Genomic DNA, 20,509 nt, shown 5'->3' with positions numbered 1-20,509 from the left:
GTTATTCTTGCACAAGCTAAGACTTTATGCTATACTATTTTTTGGAAAGTAAGGATACGAACGGTCTAAAGAGTGGGTGCACACCCACTCTTTCTTCATATCTGATTATCCACCTGGACAATTCCCCCTCGCCCCAATTTTAGGCAGGGGTTTTATATTGATTTGGATGTACACAGATGAATTTGGGGAAGATAGTTCATAATAAGTAATATAGTTACAGTTAATAAAGGAGGATGGAAATTGAGCTCCCAAGTAATTAAAACGACAGAAGAATTGGTACTCCCTATTGTTGAGGAAAAGGACCTTGAACTAGTAGATATCGAATATGTAAAAGAGGGTAAAAATTGGTTCCTTCGTGTATATATCGATAAAGCTGGCGGTGTTGATATTGCTGAATGCGGAGAAGTCTCTGAACAGTTAAGTGAAAAATTGGATGAAACAGACCCGATTAAAGAAGCATATTTCCTGGAAGTTTCCTCGCCTGGAGTGGAACGTCCGCTTAAAACGACAGAAGACTTTGAAAAAAATATCGGAAAGAATGTATTCGTCAAGTTATACGAGCCTATTGATGGGGAAAAACAATTTGAAGGTATTCTAAAAACCTTCCATGACAATATAGCTACGATTGAATACAAAGTAAAAACGCGTACAAAGCAGGTAGAAATATCATTTGACAAAATAGCAAAAGCTAGATTAGCGGTAACGTTCTAGTAAATGTTAAATAGCTTGTCAGGAAATCATTTACGTACAACGAAGGCTTTCGTTATCAGGCTTGGTAATCGGCCAAGTTTTCAACTAATTTAAAAGGGGGAAAAAACAGGTGAGCAATCAGTTGTTTGATGCGATTGATAATTTAGCAAAGGAAAAAGGAATTGAAAAGGAAATTTTAATGGAAGCATTGGAAGCCGCTTTGATTTCTGCATATAAGAAAAACTTTAAATCTGCTACAAATGTTCGAGTTGAACTTAATGAAGTATCAGGTAAAATGAGTGTTTACGCTAGAAAGACAGTCGTAGAAGAAGTGGAAGATACTCAGCTGGAAATTTCAGTTGACGAAGCAAGAAAAATTGACCCAAATTACGAGGTTGAAGATATTATTGAAGTAGAAGTAACACCGAAGGATTTCGGACGTATTGCTGCCCAAGCTGCAAAGCAAGTTGTTACACAACGAGTTAGGGAAGCAGAGAGAGGCGTCATCTTCTCTGAATATATTGACCGTGAAGAGGATGTTATGACGGGTATTATTCAACGGAAAGACGCACGATTTGTCTATGTTAATCTTGGCAAAATTGAAGCAAAGCTAGCAGAGGCTGAACAAATGCCAACAGAAGAATATCATGTACACGATCGTTTAAAAGTATTCGTTACGAAAGTAGAGAATACAAGCAAGGGACCACAAATTTATATTTCAAGATCACATCCTGGTCTTCTAACACGTTTGTTTGAAATGGAAGTACCAGAGATATTTGATGGAACAGTCGAAGTTAAATCGGTAGCCAGAGAAGCCGGTGACCGCTCTAAAATCTCCGTATATGCCGGTGACCCGGAAGTAGATCCGGTTGGTTCCTGTGTCGGCCAGCGCGGCCAGCGTGTGCAAGCAATTGTTGATGAATTAAAAGGAGAAAAAATCGATATTGTGGAGTGGTCAGAAGATCCAGTTGTCTATGTTTCGAACGCGCTTAGTCCTTCTAAGGTTATTAAAGTATTAGTTAATGAAGAAGAAAAATCTACAACTGTTATTGTACCTGATTACCAACTATCCCTGGCAATTGGGAAACGTGGTCAAAATGCGAGACTCGCTGCTAAGTTGACAGGCTGGAAAATCGACATTAAAAGTGAAACAGAAGCACGAGAAGAAGGTCTATTAAAAACGGAAACAGAAGAATCCTATTCTGACAATAATGAGGATTTGTTTGAATAAGGGGGACTCCAATATGGTGAAGAAAAGAAAAGCACCTGAAAGAAAATGTGTTGTCACTAATGAAACGAAACCGAAAAAGGATCTTATTCGGATTGTCCGAAACAAAGAAGGAGAGGTCTTTGTGGATCCCACTGGAAAGAAAAATGGTCGTGGCGCATACCTTTCGCGTAATTTGGATGTTGTTTTAAAAGCAGAGAAATCAAATATACTGAATCGAACGTTAAATACAGAAGTAAATCCGGCTATTTTCGAAGAACTGAAACAATTAATTGATGGTAAACCCAATGAAAAATAACTATTTAAATATGATTGGTCTTGCTTATCGTGCTGGAAAATGTTCTCTTGGAGAAGAAACGATTCTGAAAGATATTCGCTCCAATCGTGCAAAGCTTGTTATCATAGCTTCGGATATTGGGCCACAGACGAAAAAAAAGCTAACAGACAAATGTAATTACTATGAAGTACCTTATAGAATAGCAGATGATCGAGAAACATTGTCAAATGCTATTGGAAAATCCCACAGAGTGGCGATTGCAATCTTAGATACGGGATTTGCTGCGAAAATAAAATCGTTACTCGGGTAATCAAATTCGGGGGTGAACGTATGAGTAAAATACGTGTATATGAATATGCTAAACAAAATAATACGTCAAGCAAGGAAATAATCAACTATTTAACGAACTTAAATATAGAAGTGTCAAATCACATGTCAACGATTTCAGATGATACAGTTCGAAAATTAGATGAAAAATTCAATGCTAGTAAATCGAAGCAAGCTCAACCAGATGTGAAAAATTCGAAAAATAATCCAGGAAGTAATCAAGCGAAAAAGCACTCTAATCCATCGGCTAAACAAGGGAAAAATCATTCCCAGCCTAAAGGCCAGCAACAAAAGCAACAGCAAACGAATAAAAAGAAACAAAAAGGTCCAAGAAGAGGTAATCAGCCGGTTCAAAATGAACAAAAAGTTGTCATCAAAGAAACACCATCAAAAATTGTCTATAACGATACGCTGACGGTAAGTGAACTTGCATCTAAATTAAATAAAGAAGCTGCAGAAATTATTAAAAAGTTAATGTTTCTTGGCGTCATGGCAACAAAAAACCAAGACTTAGATGATGATGCAATCGAATTAATCTGTGGTGAATATAATGTAGAAGTAGAAAAAGAAATTATTTTAGAAGATACTGATTTTGATAAATATGTTGTGGAAGAAAAAGAAGAGGATCTAATTGAAAGACCAGCCGTTGTAACGATAATGGGTCACGTTGACCATGGAAAAACGACAACACTTGATTCAATCCGCCACACAAAAGTTACAGCAGGAGAAGCTGGTGGGATTACACAGCACATCGGTGCATACCAAGTTGAAACGAATGGGAAGAAAATCACATTCCTTGATACACCAGGTCACGCAGCGTTTACAAGCATGCGTTCCCGTGGAGCACAGGTTACAGATATTGCTATTCTTGTAGTAGCAGCAGATGATGGTGTTATGCCTCAAACTGTAGAAGCAATTAATCACGCAAAAGCTGCAGAGGTTCCAATTATTATTGCGGTAAATAAAATTGATAAAGAAGCGGCTAACCCGGATCGCGTGATGCAAGAGCTAACGGAATATGAATTGGTTCCTGAGGCTTGGGGCGGAGATACAATATTTGTTAATATTTCTGCAAAAAATAATCAAGGTATCGATGATTTACTAGAGATGATTCAGCTCGTTGCCGAAGTAGAAGAGTTAAAAGCAAATCCAAAAGCAAATGCCTTTGGTACCGTTATTGATGCGCAATTAGATAAAGGTAGAGGATCTGTATCGACATTACTTGTTCAAAACGGAACTTTACGAGTAGGAGATGCAATTGTTGTTGGAAATACGTATGGACGTGTACGTGCAATGGTAAATGATATCGGTAAGCGTGTGAATGAAGTTGGTCCATCTACACCGGTTGAAATTACGGGACTGCATGATGTGCCACAGGCTGGAGATCAATTCCTTGTGTTTGACGATGAAAAGAAAGCACGTCAAATTGGGGAAGCTCGCCAGCAGCAACATTTGATTGCTAGCCGCGGCGAACAGTCAAAAGTTAGCTTGGATGATTTATTCGAACAAATTAAGCAAGGTGAAATGAAAGACTTGAATATTATTGTAAAAGCAGATGTACAAGGATCTGTTGAAGCACTAGCCTCCTCATTACGTAAAATTGAAGTCGAGGGTGTAAAAATTAAAATCATTCACACAGGTGTAGGGGCTATAACGGAATCCGATATTATTCTTGCATCTGCATCCAATGCAATTGTAATTGGGTTTAATGTTCGACCAGATGTTAATGCGAAAAAAGCAGCAGAATCAGAGAAAGTAGATATCCGTCTGCACCGTGTTATTTATAGTGCGATTGAAGAAATTGAAGCAGCGATGAAAGGTCTACTGGATCCTGAATTCGAAGAAAAAGTTATCGGACAGGCAGAAGTCCGAGAAACGTTTAAGGTTTCTAAAATTGGTACCATTGCAGGAAGCTATGTTACAGACGGTAAAATCACACGAGATGCAAGTGTAAGGATAATCCGTAATGGTGTTGTCCTCTATGAAGGAGAACTACTTGCGTTAAAACGTTTTAAAGACGATGTAAAAGAAGTTGCACAAAACTATGAGTGTGGAATTACAATTAAGAATTTCAATGATATTAAAGAAGGCGATATTATTGAAGCTTTCGTTATGGAGGAAATTGAGCGCAAATGATTGTCTATGCTGAAGTAGAGTGTATCATGTATGATGGGCATTCTCTAAAGGCTAAACGAACGATTATCAAAAAAGTGCTTGCAAAACTACAGAACAATTTTAATGTCGCTGTTACAGAATTGGATTACCATGACCTGTGGCAGCGAACAAAAATTGGTATTGTAACAATTTCTACAGATTATGTTCATGCAGAAAAAGTAATCCACGCTGCTCTTGGGACGATTGATGGATTTACCGAACTTGAACGTACGATTACCAATGTGGAAAGACTTTAAGAGTGAAACCCACTTTAAAGTCTCACGTTATTCTAGAGGTGAATAAAATGGCTGAATTAAGAGCAAACAGAATAGCTGAACAAATGAAAAAAGAATTAAGTGACATTCTAGCAAGAAAGATTAAAGATCCTAGAGTTGGTTTTGTTACAGTAACAGACGTAGAAGTAACGGGTGATCTCCAACAAGCAAAGGCTTTTATTTCTGTATTAGGTGATGAGAAACAAAAACAGGATACTTTGCTTGGTTTAGCAAAAGCAAAGGGATTTATCCGTTCTGAAATTGGTAGTCGCATTCGTCTACGTAAAACACCAGAACTTACATTTGAATTTGATGAAGCATTCGAGTATGGAAATCGAATTGATTCCATTTTAAAAGACTTAAATAAAGAATAATTCTCGAAATCTGACCTGTCCACTTAGAAACAGGTCAGATTTTCCCATATTCGAATACATACAAAGAAGTTAGTGGAGGCTAGTACAGTGGAAGGCATTTTACCATTATGGAAGCCAAAAGGGTATACATCTCATGATTGTGTTATGAAATGTAGAAGGTATTTTAAAACAAAGAAAGTGGGTCACACAGGTACACTTGATCCAGAAGTGGAAGGCATATTACCAATTTGTATAGGACAAGCTACGAAAATTGTTCCCTTCCTTACGGATACAAAAAAAACGTATATTGCTGAAGTGAAGCTTGGGTTTGCAACAGACACAGAAGATGCGCACGGAAGCATCGTTGATCAAAAAGAAGTAATGGAATTTCCAGCTGAATCGATAATTAATCAGACACTTAAAGATTTTTCAGGTGAAATTACGCAAATCCCACCGATGTATTCTGCTGTAAAAGTGAATGGAAGAAAGCTATACGAGTATGCTCGAGCAAATGAAACAGTAGAACGTCCAAAGCGCAAAGTTACAATTTACGAAATTGAAAGACTGTCAATTGATCCGATAGCTCATACAATTCGTTTAAAAGTAGTTTGTTCTAAAGGAACGTACATTAGAACGCTTTGTGTTGATATTGGGGCAAAGCTTGGATATCCTGCACATATGTCTGCACTTGTCCGAACTAAAACTGGGACATTTTCCGAGAAAAATGCAATTTCATTTGCTATGATAGAAGAGGCGGTTGAACAGAACGAACAGAATCGTTTGTTACACCCAATTATAGACGGACTTTCTCATTTGAATCGGCTATATGTTAATGAGGAGACGAAACGGAAAGTAATGAATGGACAAAAACTAGCTAAACCAAAGGATACTGAGCTCGAAGATCCTTTTGTCGTAATGCATCACAATGAATTATTAGCAATCTATCAACATCATCCTGATAAAGCTGAACAAATAAAACCTGTTCGCGTTTTCAGTGAAAGATCATAAAGTGCAGGTGAAAAAGTATGAGAACAATTGAATTAACCTACCCGCATACATTAGCGTTAGGGGAATTGCCGGAGACAGTTTGTGCAATTGGCTTTTTTGATGGTATTCACCGAGGACATCAACAAGTGATTCAAACAGCTGTCGATGAAGCGAAAGCTAGAAATATGGAAAGTGCTGTTATTACATTTCATCCACATCCGTCAGTCGTTTTAAAAAAGGGGACAGAGCGTGTACAATATATTACCCCGATGAAGGAAAAGCAGGAGTTATTGCAAAAGCTTCAGGTGGATCGGGTATATATTATTCAATTTAATCAAGAGCTATCAAAATTATCACCACAAGCTTTTATTGACCATTTTATTATAGGACTTAATATAAAACACCTAGTAGGTGGTTTTGATTATTCATTTGGTCATAAAGGGCAAGGTAATATGGAAAATATTGAAGAGTTTACTCGTGGACAATTCAGTTATACAATAATTGATAAAATAATATCCAATGATGAAAAGGTAAGCTCTACAAGAATCCGTAAATTACTGCAAAATGGGTTAGTAGATGAGGCAAATCATTTACTAGGCCACCCGCTGAAATTTAGTGGAATTGTGATTAAAGGGGCCCAAAGAGGACGAGAGCTAGGTTATCCTACAGCCAATTTGGAACTGCACGCAGAAGTGTTGCTGCCAAAACCCGGAATCTATGCTGTTTGTGTCATGTATAAGAATGAAGTATATGAAGGCATGGCGAGTATTGGTACGAACCCGACTTTTACAGCTGACAGGAAAGATTTATCAGTCGAGGTTAATATTTTCGATTATAGCAATGATCTATATGGCGAAGAATTACAGGTTGAATGGCATAAATATATTCGAGAAGAAGTGAAATTTGATAATGCTGAAGCATTAATTGCGCAGATAGAGCTAGACGAGAAGAATATTCGTGACTATTTTTCGGACTAATATTTATGAAAGAAACTAGCTTGAACACTTGATTTTTTCTTGCGGAAGCGTTATGCTTAGTAAGGTAAAACCATCCCTTGGCAAATCGTAACTCCGACGTTTGCTAGGAGACTGGGGTTATTATATTTTATTAGGAGGTGCGCCAAATGGCTATCACACAAGAACGTAAGAACGAGATTATTAATGAATACAAAGTTCACGAAACAGATACTGGTTCTCCAGAAGTACAAATTGCTGTACTAACGGAAGATATCAATGCGCTGAACGAACATTTACGTGTTCACAAAAAGGATCATCATTCACGTCGTGGTCTTTTGAAAATGGTTGGTAAACGTCGTAACTTGCTTACTTATCTACGTAACAAAGACGTTACTCGTTACCGTGAATTAATTAAAAAACTTGGCTTACGCCGATAATTTTAAAAAGCAGGAGAAATCCTGCTTTTTCTATTCATTCAAAGTTGTATTTTTACATGTCAAGCTACATGAATAGTAATAGTATATGTATAATAGGGTTTGGTTATATTTCTTAATTTACCTATTATTGACTATTTAGATTACATAAAGCTAAACATAGTATAAATAGGGATTCTTCTAGTATATCAAGTGCTTTCTCGCATTTGATTCCTTAACATCTTTAGTTTATTCTAAAGGAGGAAACCTATTTATAGGATGATATCTATTAATAATGCTTATAAGGAAAGTTGTATTGAAAGGAGCACTACGACTAATGGCTGAAGAAAAACAAGTCTTCTCTACTGAAATTTCTGGTAAGAAATTCACAGTAGAAATTGGAGAACTAGCAAAGCAAGCGAATGGTGCATGTATGGTTCATTATGGCGATACTTCGGTACTAGCTGTTGCCACTGCATCGAAAGAACCTAAGGATTTACCTTTTTTCCCTTTAACCGTTAACTATGAAGAACGATTATATGCGGTAGGTAAAATTCCAGGAGGATTTATTAAACGTGAGGGACGTCCGAGCGAGAAGGCAATCTTAGCATCTCGTTTAATTGACCGTCCAATTCGTCCACTTTTCCCAGATGGCTTCAGAAATGAAGTTCAAGTGATCAGTACAGTTATGAGTGTGGATCAGGATTGTTCATCTGAAATTGCAGCAATGGTTGGATCATCGATTGCACTAAGCGTTTCGAATATCCCGTTTGCTGAACCAATTGCAGGTGTTCATGTAGGTAGAGTAAATGGTGAATTTATTATTAATCCAACTGTTGAGCAAGAAGCGCAGAGCGACATTGAATTAACGGTTGCAGGTACAAAAGATGCGATCAACATGGTAGAGGCTGGGGCAAATGAAGTACCGGAAGAAGTAATGCTAGAGGCGATCATGTTTGGTCATGAGGAGATTAAACGTCTTGTTGCATTTCAAGAGCAAATCGTTAAAGCTGCTGGCGTAGAAAAATCAGAGATTACCTTATTTGAACTAGATGAAGCTCTGCAAGCCAAAATTGAAGCAGATGCAAAGGATAAGCTAATTGCTGCAATTCAAGTACAAGAAAAGCATGCAAGAGAAGATGCCATTAACGAAGTAAAACAAGAGGTGTTAGCGGCATATGAAGAGGCTGAGCCTGAGGAAATTAAACAGGTGAAGAACATTTTAGATAAAATGGTAAAGGAAGAAGTGCGTAGACTGATTACGAAAGAAAAAGTTCGTCCAGACGGTCGTAAGCCAGATGAAATTCGTCCGCTTTCTTCACGTATTCATGTCCTTCCAAGAACGCATGGTTCAGGATTGTTTACACGTGGACAAACCCAAGCGCTTAGTATTTGTACATTAGGAGCTTTAGGTGACGTACAAATCTTAGATGGTTTAGATCTAGAAGAGACGAAACGCTTTATGCATCATTATAACTTCCCACAATACAGCGTTGGAGAAACTGGCCCAATTAGAGGACCTGGTCGTCGTGAAATAGGTCATGGTGCATTAGGTGAACGAGCACTTGAAAAAGTTGTTCCTTCAGATAAAGATTTCCCTTATACGATTCGTCTCGTATCCGAGGTTTTAGAATCGAATGGTTCTACTTCCCAAGCAAGTATTTGTGCTAGTACGTTAGCGATGATGGATGCCGGTGTACCAATTAAGGCACCAGTTGCTGGAATTGCAATGGGACTTGTTAAATCAGGAGAAGACTACACAATTTTGACAGATATCCAAGGAATGGAAGACGCTTTGGGAGATATGGACTTTAAAGTTGCCGGAACAGCAGAAGGAATTACAGCATTGCAAATGGATATTAAAATTGAAGGCTTATCTAGAGAAATTTTAGAAGAAGCATTAACCCAAGCTAAAAAAGGACGTATGCAGATTTTAGATTCCATGCTTGCTACAATCGGTGAACCAAAAACAGAGCTCTCTGAATTCGCGCCGAAAATTTTAACCATGTCTATTAACCCGAATAAAATCCGTGATGTTATTGGACCAAGCGGTAAGCAGATTAATCAAATTATTGATGAAACTGGTGTTAAAATTGATATCGAGCAAGACGGTAGTGTATTCATTTCATCTATAGATGCTTCTATGAATGAAAAAGCGAAAAAAATCATTGAAGATCTTGTTCGTGAGGTAGAAGTAGGTCAAATGTATTTAGGTACAGTTAAACGTATTGAAAAATTTGGTGCCTTTGTAGAGCTATTTAAAGGTAAAGATGGATTAGTCCATATATCTGAACTAGCGGAAGAACGTACCAATAAAGTCGAAGACGCCGTATCGATTGGTGATCAGATTATGGTAAAAGTAAAAGAAATTGATCGCCAAGGTCGAGTAAATCTTTCCCGTAAAGCTGTACTGCTAGAAGAAAAGGAAAGAGCAGAAAAAGCAAAATAAAGATAATTGTAAAAGAAGGAAGCTGAGATTTCAGTTTCTTTTTTTATATTCTAGCATTATTATTTGATGGATAGTGGTTAAACTAATAAGTACCTCACCACGTTAAGTGTACGCAAAAATAATGGCGATATGCTTCTTTCTATTTAAGAGTTCGCTTTTTCGAGATTTATTTTTTCATACTTGTCCCACTTTTGCATAGAAATGTAAGGGGAGGGGTGTCTATGAGAAGCTATCGTAAATATGTAAATCTTTGTGTCTTTTTATTAATTTTAGCGACAGCATTTCAAGTCGATTATAATCCATTTACTATAAATTTAGCTGCAATGGGATCTCAAGTGATTAACCAAAAAGATGCTTTATACCAGGAAATACAAGAAAAGAAAGAATTATATTCAGTGAAGCCACAAGATGCTTATATTGATCGAGTTTGGAAAAAAACTGCAGGTCGAAATGGTTTAGAAGTAAACATCGAAAAATCTTATGAAAAGATGAAAGAAACTGGAATATTCGATGAGTCAAAGCTCGTATTTGATCAAATATCTCCAGAAGTTAGCCTTATGGATCTCGATGGCTCGCCTATATATCGTGGTCATCCAGAGAAGGATATGGTGGCCTTTTTCATAAATGTGTCTTGGGGTGAAGAGCATATACCGGAAATGCTTCGCATATTGAAGGAAAATCAAGTTAAGGCTACTTTTTTTATTGAAGGTAAATGGGCACAACAGAATTCAGAAATCGTAAAGATGATAGATGAACAAGGTCATGTCATTGGTAACCATGCTTATAATCATCCTGATATGGCTAGACTTTCTAATCAAGCGATGATTGATCAAATAAGTCAAACAAACCAGATTCTAACTGCTATTACTGGTAAGAAGGCAAAATGGTTTGCCCCGCCTAGTGGAAGTTATAATGACCAAGTTGTCTATTCTGCAGAAGATTTAAATATGGAAACGATTCTCTGGACAGTGGATACGATTGATTGGAAGAATCCATCAGTTTCTGTTATGATTAACCGGGTGAAGGATAAAATTCACCCTGGTGCTACAATATTGATGCACCCTACACCTGCCACAGCAAATGGATTAGAACAGCTAATTCAATTAGTAAGAGAAAGTGGTTACAGATTAGGAACAATTGACATGCTGCTTAGTGAAGAAAGGTAAGGCGTTGGTTTTCACGTTTTGGTGCTTAAACAGGGAAATGCCAAAGCGATAAATTAGTCCTGGAGTGTTATGATGTTTCGCTCCTTTGATAGATCTCGTTACTTTAGGAGGAAGAATATTGATAGATAAACACATTAGTAAAAATGGTGTGCGAATTGTGTTAGAAAAAATACCAGCAGTTCGTTCAGTTACGATTGGTATTTGGGTATTAACTGGTTCTAGAAATGAATCAGTTGAAAATAATGGGATATCCCATTTTTTAGAGCATATGTTTTTTAAAGGTACAAAAACAAGAACTGCTCAAGACATCGCAGAAGCGTTTGATTCCATCGGCGGGCAAATAAATGCATTCACATCCAAAGAATATACGTGTTTTTATGCAAAAGTATTGGATACACATAAGGATTATGCGTTAGAAATTCTTGCAGATATGTTCTTCAATTCAACATTTGATGAAGCGGAAATGGAACGCGAGAAAAAAGTTGTATTTGAAGAAATCAAAATGTATGAAGATACGCCAGATGATATTGTCCATGATTTGTTGGCAAAGGCTTCTTATGGAGATCATCCATTAGGGTATTCCATTCTTGGGACAGAAGCACATTTAAAATCATTTAAGCCAGAAACATTAAGAGAGTATGTAAAACAACGCTACACTCCTGAAAATGTGGTGGTTTCCGTAGCGGGTAATGTGGATGATTCCTTCATTTATAAGATTGAGGATTACTTTGGTGCATATGAATCACCAGCAGAGAAAACAAAAATTTTAAAACCAGCTTTCTATGCAAATTCTATTGAGCGCAATAAGGACACGGAGCAAGCACATCTTTGTTTCGGTTTTGAAGGGCTTCCATTAGGGGACGAACATATTTATAGCCTTATTATAATGAATAATGTACTTGGTGGAAGTATGAGCTCCAGATTATTCCAGGATGTCCGTGAAAAACAAGGATTAGCGTACTCTGTATTCTCTTATCATTCCACTTTCCTTGATAATGGTTTGCTTACAATTTATGCGGGTACTGGCAAGGAACAGCTTTCTTTATTAAAGGATACAATTAATCAAACAATGGAGATATTGATAAATAAAGGTTTAACCGATAAGGAACTACGAAACAGCAAAGAGCAATTAAAAGGCAGTTTAATGCTTGGTTTAGAGAGCACCAATAGTAGAATGTCAAGAAATGGCAGAAATGAATTGTTATTACAACGTCATCGCACACTAGATGAAATTATTCGTGAAATTGACGCAGTGAATCACGATTCTATTGGGAAAGTTATCAAAAAAATATTTAATAAACCAGCTTCAACTGCATTAATCGCACCTGCCAGTGTTCTTTAAGCTATTCGAACATGTGAGAATTTTTCTAAGCTATACATGAGACATAGTAAGCTACTATGAAACGTAAGATGTATTTACTTATTGAGCGAGAATTTTTGTGAATTTACGTCTTTCAAACGAGCATTTCCCCCGTGAGAGGAGGAATGCTCGTTTTTATTATAAACATACTGTGTAATGACAATAGAGTCATTAATTTTCTGTCCAATCCAGATTCTACTCACATTTTTCTTCCGTTATATTCTTTTATTATTAGTTGCCGTTTTCCACTAGATCGCCTAATCCCAGATAGAAAGAATGATGTTTTAAACATCTACATGATCATACATAGCTTGCTTCAAACAACATATATATGAAGTATAAAGGAAAAGGAGAAGGTGATTAGATGCGGTTTCGTGATATGGGTGATAAAGAAATAATCAATGTCAATGAGGGTACAAGATTAGGCATGCTTGGGCAGACAGATTTGGAAATCGATGAATCAACTGGACAGATAGAAGCATTTATTATTCCAAATTATAAGTGGTTTGGACTTGTAAAAGAAGGAGAAGAAACGAAGATCCGCTGGAACTCAATTAAGAAAATCGGAGAAGATATGATTATGATTGAAACAGATAAGCTAGAATAGTTAGTTGTGTTGCAAGAGCAGGTATCAAATAGATGATGCCTGTTTTTGTTTAGCGTACTGAGCAGCCGAAACAGCCACAAGGCACTAAAAGACGTAAAGAGACTTCTAATTATAACTTCTCTAAAACTGAGTGCTTGTGTTTCTATTCTTCTATCCATAGCTACCCTTACTCTATTGTATGCACGTGATAGAGCAAATAGAACCGATTAATCGAAAAAACTTGTATTTGTAATTTAAGACATATACTCTTAAACAAGCCGTAACCGCACATAATCCGTCCCCGTGGTACGATTACGTTACAGTAATTAAAACGAGGGGGACTACATAATGAAAAAGATAGTAGCTCTAATTATTGGTTTAATTATTACAGGTGTAACTGCGACAACAGTGTCGGCAGCAACTGATTATGAAGTTAAAAAAGGAGATAACCTTTGGACAATAGCACATCATAACAATACGACTGTAGAAAAATTAAAGGATATTAATGAATTGGATTCTTCGCTGATTCATCCAAAGCAAATGTTAAAGTTGGATGAGGCAGAACCAGAATATTACATCGTAGAAAAAGGAGATAGTTTGGGTGAAATTAGTAGAGGTTATGGTGATGATGTTACAGTTGAAAATTTGAAGGCATGGAATAATCTTAATTCAGATTTAATCATCATTGGGCAGCAGTTGGTTGTTAATGATGCTAGTGAGTTGAACACGGAACAAGTGGCAGCCGAACAAGCAAATGCCGACTCAACAATTGAAATGAAAGAGGCAGAATCAGTGCCAGAGAATGAAACAGAAGAGGCAACGGAAGATGAAGTTGTAACGCTGGAAGCAGAAGAAGAGGTCAATTCTACCGCTGAATCCGAATCAACACAGCCGAATGGCAAAACAATTTCAGTTGAAGCAACTGCTTACACTGCATATTGCTCTGGATGCTCAGGAATTACAGCTACAGGTATTGATTTAAAAGCAAATCCTTATGAGAAGGTGATTGCGGTTGATCCAAATGTTATTCCACTCGGTACGAAGGTTTTCGTAGAAGGTTATGGTCATGCAGTAGCTGCTGACACTGGAGGAGCAATAAAAGGTAATAAAATAGATATTCATGTACCTACAAAGGATCAAGCGTATAACTGGGGAAGAAAAGTAGTGGAAGTAACGATTTTGGAATGATTAGAGAATAACATACAAAAGAGAGCTTTCCATAACATAGAAGGCAATTAAGCTGTTAGAAAAGGTTTGAAATAAAGGTGTAGACAGATATCGTATAAGGATATCTGTCTTTTTGCTTTCTTTTTTTATTCAGACAATCACTCTCACTGCGAGTTCACATAAGCTATAAAGAAAATGAAAACAGGAAGTATGTCTGGAGGGTCTATATAATAATGAGTCAATTTATAGCTGTAATTGGCGGAGACGCACGCTATTTAGAATTAATCAGGCAACTAAAGACATTACCTGATACCACTTTGATGTTAGTTGGCTTTGATAAACTGGAACAGGGATTTACAGGATCAAATCAAATGGACTTTGAAGAACTCGAACCGTCTAAGTTAGATGCAATTATATTACCAATAACTGGTACAGATATGTCCGGAAATATCGAAACTGTATTTTCAGATAAACAGATCCAAATAGAAAAGTCGTGGTTTAAGAAATTAAAAAGCAATACCCTGGTTTTTACCGGAATAACAAATGAGTATTTAACTTCAGCTACAACGGCGGCAAATATTGATTTGGTACCGTTACTGGATAGGGATGACGTAGCAATTTATAATTCAATACCTACAGCAGAAGGTGCAATAATGATGGCCTTTGAAGAAACAGATTATACAATCCACTCGTCACGTGTTGTTGTAGTCGGGTTCGGCAGGGTTGGGAATACAGTGGCAAATAAGTTTTCAGCTTTGGGAGCGAAGGTTTCGGTATGTGCAAGAAGTATTAGAGATTTAGCTAGAATCACCGAAATGGGATTACATGCGATTCCGTTGGAAAAGCTTTCTGATCATACCCATGACTGTGATTTACTTATTAATACAATTCCAGCCCCGATTGTAACGAAGGATGTAATCCAAAATTTGCCGCCAAATGGAATTATCATCGATTTAGCATCCAAACCTGGTGGAACGGATTTTGATTTTGCAGAAAAACGTGGAATCAAAGCAATTCTAGCGAGAAGCTTACCTGGAATTGTTGCCCCAAGAACAGCTGGGAAAATACTTGCGAATGTTATAACACAGATTCTTGATGAAACGAGGGAGTCCGAATGAGTTTAGCAGGGAAACGAATTGGATTCGGTTTAACTGGATCCCATCATACACATAGTCAGGTTTTCCCGCAGATTGAGAAGCTCATCGAGGAGCAGGCAGAAGTTATTCCAATTGTATCCTACACGGTTCAAACCACCGATACGAAATTTGGTAAAGCAACAGAGCATATTGAAAGACTTGAGGCTATCACAGGGAAAAAAGTAGTCAAAACAATTCCGGAAGCTGAGCCGTTTGGACCGAAAAATCCGCTTGATTGTATGGTAATCGCACCACTTACAGGAAATTCGTTAAGTAAGCTTTCGAATGCATTAACTGATAACCCAGTTTTAATGGCAGCTAAGTCAACAATGAGAAATCAAAATCCGGTTTTACTCGGTGTAACGACCAATGATGCACTTGGGTTAAATGGGATAAACTTAATGCGGCTATTAAACAGTAAATATATTTATTTTATTCCCTTTGGTCAAGATGACCCGTTTAAAAAACCAAACTCATTAGCAGCTAAATTAGATTACCTTGTAGATAGTGTGAAATACGCATTAAACGGAAAACAACTTCAACCACTTATTATTCCTTATATGGATGAAAATATGGTAAAATAAAATGCTATAAGATAAAAAAGATATATTCGATTTTGGAGGGAGTTATTGTAAATGGTACAGAAAACAGCATTTAATGTCGCAGTAGTAGGAGCAACAGGGGCAGTAGGACAGAAAATCATGCAATTATTAGAGGAGAAAAATTTCCCAATAAATAGAATTAAATTGCTCTCATCTAAAAGGTCTGCAGGTAAAAAGGTAGTATTTAACAATAATGAGGTTACAATTGAAGAAGCGAAGCCGGAAAGTTTTGAAGATGTGGATATTGCTTTATTCTCAGCTGGAGGCTCAATATCCAAGGCACTTGCACCAGAAGCAGTTAAGCGTGGGGCAGTTGTAATTGATAATACAAGTGCATTTCGAATGGAAGAAAATGTGCCACTTGTTGTGCCGGAAGTAAACAATGAAGATATAGCGAAGCATAACGGAATTATTGCTAATCCGAATTGTTCAACTATTCAAATGGTTGCTGCATTAAAGCCGATAAAGGATGCTTATGGAATTAATCGTATTATTGTTTCTACGTATCAAGCAGTATCGGGTGCAGGAGCGCAAGCGGTTGAAGAGCTAAAGACTCAATCGGCACAATACCTGAATGATGAAAAAATGGAAGCAAACTTACTTCCTGTTTCAGGTGATGAGAGACATTATCCAATTGCATTTAATGCTCTGCCTCAAATCGATATATTCGAAGAGAATGGGTATACGTTTGAAGAAATGAAGATGATTAATGAAACAAAAAAAATTCTGCATGATACGGAACTATCTGTAGCTGCTACATGTGTAAGGCTTCCATTCTTTACCTCCCATGCAGAAAGTATTTATATAGAAATCGAGCAAGAGAATGTTCGTGTTGAGGATATTTGGAAACAACTTGAGAATGCTGATGGAGTGGAACTTGAAGACAATCCCAAAACACAGACATATCCAACACCGTTAAGTGCTGCAGATAAAGAAGAGGTCTTTGTTGGCCGCGTTCGTAAAGATATCGATAATGCCAAAGGATTCCATCTTTGGGTCGTATCTGACAATCTTCTTAAAGGCGCTGCTCTTAACACGGTTCAAATTGCCCAATCTTTAATAAAAAATAATTGGCTTTAAGAGGTCATAATTTCAATGTTTAAATCGAAACCAATTGAGGGAATCTGTATGTAAATACAGTTCCTTCTGTTTATGACCTCCTAAGTATCCGGTATTTGGTAATAATAGAGGTGTGATCATGCAAATATTGGTTCAAAAATTTGGCGGAACTTCTGTTCAATCAGAAGAAAATAGAGAGTATGTAATGAAACATATTAAAGAGGCTTTAATAAAAGGTTATAAATTAGTTGTTGTTGTTTCCGCTTTAGGAAGAAAGCCGGATCCATATGCTACAGATACGCTATTAGGGCTAGTTGATTACCCGCGTAATCAAAACTCCGCCCGAGAATTGGATCTCCTAATGTCTTGTGGAGAAATAATTTCTGCTGTTGTACTTTCAAATGAGCTTCAAAAATTCAGCATATCAGCAACTGCATTAACTGGATCACAAGCAGGCTTTTTAACGTCAGAGGATTTCAATAAAGCACGTATTAAAGAAGTAAATCCAACACGTATTTTAAAAGAATTTGAAACGCATGATGTTGTTGTTGTTGCAGGCTTTCAAGGTCAAAGCTATGCTGGTGAGATTACAACGATTGGTCGTGGGGGCAGCGATACAACTGCAGCTGCACTAGGAGTCGCACTTGATGCAGAGCGAATTGAGATTTTTACTGACGTAAATGGCATTATGACTGCAGATCCCCGTGTAGTTAAGAGCGCACGTCAACTTAAAATCGTCACATATACGGAGATATGTAATTTAGCATATCAAGGTGCAAAGGTTATTCATCCCCGCGCAGTGGAAATCGCGATGCAAGGGAAAATTCCGATGCGAATAAGATCAACGTACTCTGAAGATCTAGGCACGTTGGTTACTTCATCAAGAGTACTTGAAATGGGTGTAGATATACCAGATCGAATGATTACTGGAATTGCTCATATGTCCTCCATTACTCAAATCAAAGTAAAAACAAAGGAATCAGCCTATCGATTACAGTCTGAAGTCTTTAAGTCAATGGCTGAAGCAGGTATTTCAGTTGATTTTATCAATATATCTCCAACAGGTGTTGTTTACACGGTTCCTGAAGCACTAACTGAGAAAGCTGTTCATATCTTGGAAGTATTAGGATTCTACCCAGAAGTAACAGAGGGTTGTGCGAAAGTCTCGGCTGTTGGGGCAGGAATGACGGGTGTTCCAGGAGTAGCTTCTAAAATCGTTCAGGCTTTAACGAATTCAGGTGTTCAAATATTACAGTCCGCCGATAGCCATACAACCATTTGGGTTCTTGTGCATCAAGTTGATTTAATTACAGCTGTAAATGCACTACATGATGTATTTGAGCTAAGTCATATAAATGAACTCCAAAGATAGAGAAGATACCAAATTTAGATAAGAAAGGTGATCGATCATTCATGAATTTTGGCGAAGTATTGACGGCGATGGTCACTCCGTTTGATAAAAATGGGCAAATTGATTTTGCGCAGACGAACGTATTGATTGATTATTTAATCGATAATGGGACTGATGCACTTGTAATAGCAGGAACGACTGGAGAATCACCCACACTGCGTACAGAAGAAAAAATTAATCTGTTTAAGTATGTCGTGAAGAAGGTGGATAGGCGAGTACCTGTTATTGCTGGAACAGGGAGCAATAGCACAGAGGCATCCATTGATTTGACAAAAAAGGCAGATGAATGTGGTGTTGACGGGATCATGCTTGTTACACCTTATTATAATAAGCCTGATCAACGCGGAATGTATACACATTTCTCTGCAATTGCCCAGGAAACGAATTTGCCTATAATGCTTTATAATATACCAGGACGTTCAGTAGTAAATTTAACTGCAGAAACTGTTATTAATTTAAGTCAAATTGACAATATCGTATCCATGAAAGAAGCAAGTGGAGATCTTGATCAAGTTGCGGAAATTATTGAACATACACCGAATGATTTCAGTGTGTACAGTGGAGACGACGGATTAACGATACCAATGTTGGCAATTGGTGCTGATGGAGTCGTTTCAGTTGCTTCCCATGTTATTGGTAATGAAATGCAGACAATGGTTCAGCAATTTAAAAATGGTCAGGTTCAGGAAGCGGCAGCGCTACATCGTGAATTGCTCCCGATTATGAACGGGCTTTTTACAGCGCCAAGCCCCAGCCCTGTTAAAGCAGCACTGCAATTGAAAGGAATCGAAACTGGCGGTGTACGTATGCCACTAGTTCCTTTAACAGATGAAGAGATAAGTAAGTTGAAGCTTCTATTAGATAAATAACAATACCGGCTATGGTTTTAGCCGGTATTTTTTGTATGTTTACGTTCATACTACCTTTATAGGTGAGTTTTTAAAAAGGAGTGTTCGTAAATGAATAACAATCCAGAAGAAAATGAAAATCAAGAGGACAAGCCCAATGCATCGTCGATAGTTGAGAAAATCCAACAGTTAGGTCAATCTAATATTCCACAAGCACCTGATTCAAATATTCACGTTCTGTCAATCATTGGTCAAGTAGAAGGACATATCCAGCTGCCGCCGCAAAATAAGACAACTAAATATGAACATTTATTACCACAGCTTATTGCTATTGAACAAAATCCAAAAATTGAAGGATTAATTATTTTGCTGAATACAGTAGGGGGAGATGTTGAGGCAGGGCTTGCTCTCGCTGAAATGATTGCTTCGATTTCAAAACCAACGGTATCAATTGTACTTGGCGGTGGCCATTCGATTGGCGTACCGATAGCAGTAGCCACAGACTATTCCTTCATTGTTCCAACGGCTACGATGACGATTCATCCAGTTCGGTTAACTGGCTTAGTTATTGGAGTACCACAAACCTTCGAATATCTAGATAAGATGCAAGAAAGGGTCATCCAATTTGTCGTCCAGCATTCAAACATAAAGGAAGAGAAATTTAAAGATCTTATGTTTGCAAAAGGTAATTTAACGAGAGATATTGGTACAAATGTAGTTGGAAAAGACGCTGTAGAATACGGATTAATTGATCAGGTCGGTGGTGTAAAAGATGCCATGAGTAAATTAACAGCGTTTATTGGAACTAATAATGGTGCAGAAGGCGGTGTCATACAATGATATTGTATACGCCATTAGCTCAACATGATATCTTTCCAGTAGAACAAGGAGGATTTTCAAATGTGGAGCATATCGCTTACGATGGAAGAATGATATATGCTATAAAAACGAAGGATGGCTCTTATCAAATTCAGCAGCTTGTTTCAACTGATCCACAAGATTATTTGCGGAAAGAATTTTCTCCTGGCAGTATTCTTTCATAAACATGCTATTGAAATTTAAACC

22 protein-coding genes are annotated in these 20,509 nt (G+C 37.5%); all 22 read left to right on the top strand.

Annotated elements, in window-relative coordinates; translation table 11 throughout:
• Positions 1–240: 240 nt before the first annotated feature.
• Positions 241–711, top strand: coding sequence for a ribosome maturation factor RimP (gene rimP, locus MHH64_RS15010; RefSeq protein WP_095308696.1), 471 nt, complete (start codon positions 241–243; stop codon positions 709–711).
• Between the two features lie 109 nt (positions 712–820).
• On the top strand, positions 821–1,921 hold the full coding sequence (nusA, locus tag MHH64_RS15005; RefSeq protein ID WP_095308698.1) for a transcription termination factor NusA: 1,101 nt from the start codon (positions 821–823) through the stop codon (positions 1,919–1,921).
• Positions 1,922–1,934: 13 nt separating this feature from the next.
• The gene (locus MHH64_RS15000; RefSeq protein WP_095308700.1) at positions 1,935–2,216 is read left to right on the top strand and encodes a YlxR family protein; all 282 of its coding nucleotides are present in this window, start codon (positions 1,935–1,937) and stop codon (positions 2,214–2,216) included.
• The gene (locus MHH64_RS14995; protein WP_095308702.1) at positions 2,206–2,505 is read left to right on the top strand and encodes a ribosomal L7Ae/L30e/S12e/Gadd45 family protein; all 300 of its coding nucleotides are present in this window, start codon (positions 2,206–2,208) and stop codon (positions 2,503–2,505) included. The genes MHH64_RS15000 and MHH64_RS14995 overlap by 11 nt, the downstream gene beginning before the upstream one ends.
• Positions 2,506–2,525: 20 nt before the next feature.
• A complete protein-coding gene (gene infB / locus MHH64_RS14990) occupies positions 2,526–4,658 on the top strand; it encodes a translation initiation factor IF-2 (RefSeq protein WP_340001984.1) in 2,133 nt (710 codons plus the stop codon).
• Entirely contained in the window at positions 4,655–4,933 is a 279-nt protein-coding gene (locus MHH64_RS14985) for a DUF503 family protein (protein WP_095308706.1), read from the top strand. Before infB ends, MHH64_RS14985 begins: the two co-directional genes overlap by 4 nt.
• Positions 4,934–4,980: 47 nt before the next feature.
• Positions 4,981–5,325, top strand: coding sequence for a 30S ribosome-binding factor RbfA (gene rbfA, locus MHH64_RS14980; protein WP_095308708.1), 345 nt, complete (start codon positions 4,981–4,983; stop codon positions 5,323–5,325).
• 87 nt (positions 5,326–5,412) lie between these two features.
• Positions 5,413–6,312, top strand: coding sequence for a tRNA pseudouridine(55) synthase TruB (truB, locus tag MHH64_RS14975; RefSeq protein ID WP_095308710.1), 900 nt, complete (start codon positions 5,413–5,415; stop codon positions 6,310–6,312).
• A 17-nt stretch (positions 6,313–6,329) separates the two neighbouring features.
• The gene (locus MHH64_RS14970; RefSeq protein WP_095308712.1) at positions 6,330–7,268 is read left to right on the top strand and encodes a bifunctional riboflavin kinase/FAD synthetase; all 939 of its coding nucleotides are present in this window, start codon (positions 6,330–6,332) and stop codon (positions 7,266–7,268) included.
• Between the two features lie 146 nt (positions 7,269–7,414).
• A complete protein-coding gene (gene rpsO, locus MHH64_RS14965; RefSeq protein WP_067730023.1) occupies positions 7,415–7,684 on the top strand; it encodes a 30S ribosomal protein S15 in 270 nt (89 codons plus the stop codon).
• A gap of 313 nt (positions 7,685–7,997) precedes the next feature.
• On the top strand, positions 7,998–10,109 hold the full coding sequence (locus MHH64_RS14960) for a polyribonucleotide nucleotidyltransferase (RefSeq protein ID WP_340001983.1): 2,112 nt from the start codon (positions 7,998–8,000) through the stop codon (positions 10,107–10,109).
• 221 nt (positions 10,110–10,330) lie between these two features.
• Positions 10,331–11,275, top strand: coding sequence for a polysaccharide deacetylase family protein (locus MHH64_RS14955; RefSeq protein ID WP_095308714.1), 945 nt, complete (start codon positions 10,331–10,333; stop codon positions 11,273–11,275).
• 118 nt (positions 11,276–11,393) lie between these two features.
• Positions 11,394–12,617 carry a pitrilysin family protein gene (locus MHH64_RS14950; protein WP_095308716.1) on the top strand — a complete coding sequence of 408 codons (1,224 nt, stop codon included), beginning with the start codon at positions 11,394–11,396 and terminating at the stop codon, positions 12,615–12,617.
• Between the two features lie 382 nt (positions 12,618–12,999).
• Complete coding sequence (locus tag MHH64_RS14945) at positions 13,000–13,242, top strand: YlmC/YmxH family sporulation protein (protein WP_095308718.1); 243 nt, start codon at positions 13,000–13,002, stop codon at positions 13,240–13,242.
• Between the two features lie 327 nt (positions 13,243–13,569).
• Positions 13,570–14,409, top strand: coding sequence for a 3D domain-containing protein (locus tag MHH64_RS14940; RefSeq protein WP_118888912.1), 840 nt, complete (start codon positions 13,570–13,572; stop codon positions 14,407–14,409).
• Positions 14,410–14,621: 212 nt separating this feature from the next.
• Complete coding sequence (gene dpaA, locus MHH64_RS14935) at positions 14,622–15,506, top strand: dipicolinic acid synthetase subunit A (RefSeq protein WP_340001982.1); 885 nt, start codon at positions 14,622–14,624, stop codon at positions 15,504–15,506.
• Positions 15,503–16,108, top strand: coding sequence for a dipicolinate synthase subunit B (gene dpaB, locus MHH64_RS14930; protein WP_095308724.1), 606 nt, complete (start codon positions 15,503–15,505; stop codon positions 16,106–16,108). Before dpaA ends, dpaB begins: the two co-directional genes overlap by 4 nt.
• 51 nt (positions 16,109–16,159) lie before the next feature.
• Positions 16,160–17,206: an aspartate-semialdehyde dehydrogenase gene (locus MHH64_RS14925; RefSeq protein ID WP_095308726.1), complete on the top strand. Its 1,047-nt coding sequence runs from the start codon at positions 16,160–16,162 to the stop codon at positions 17,204–17,206.
• Positions 17,207–17,324: 118 nt separating this feature from the next.
• Entirely contained in the window at positions 17,325–18,557 is a 1,233-nt protein-coding gene (gene dapG / locus MHH64_RS14920; RefSeq protein WP_095308728.1) for an aspartate kinase, read from the top strand.
• A 41-nt stretch (positions 18,558–18,598) separates the two neighbouring features.
• Positions 18,599–19,465: a 4-hydroxy-tetrahydrodipicolinate synthase gene (gene dapA, locus MHH64_RS14915; RefSeq protein ID WP_095308730.1), complete on the top strand. Its 867-nt coding sequence runs from the start codon at positions 18,599–18,601 to the stop codon at positions 19,463–19,465.
• Positions 19,466–19,555: 90 nt separating this feature from the next.
• Positions 19,556–20,284 carry a ClpP family protease gene (locus MHH64_RS14910; RefSeq protein ID WP_118888909.1) on the top strand — a complete coding sequence of 243 codons (729 nt, stop codon included), beginning with the start codon at positions 19,556–19,558 and terminating at the stop codon, positions 20,282–20,284.
• Positions 20,281–20,487 (top strand): YlzJ-like family protein, encoded by a 207-nt coding sequence (locus tag MHH64_RS14905; RefSeq protein ID WP_095308734.1) that lies wholly within the window; start codon positions 20,281–20,283, stop codon positions 20,485–20,487. The genes MHH64_RS14910 and MHH64_RS14905 overlap by 4 nt, the downstream gene beginning before the upstream one ends.
• Positions 20,488–20,509: the final 22 nt, after the last annotated feature.

Origin of the sequence: Oceanobacillus sp. FSL K6-0127, assembly GCF_037983385.1 — a bacterium.
In the GTDB taxonomy this organism is placed as follows: Bacteria; Bacillota; Bacilli; order Bacillales; family Amphibacillaceae; genus Oceanobacillus; species Oceanobacillus profundus.
Note: the sequence above shows the minus strand (reverse complement) of the source record. Positions and strands in the feature narration are given on the sequence as shown.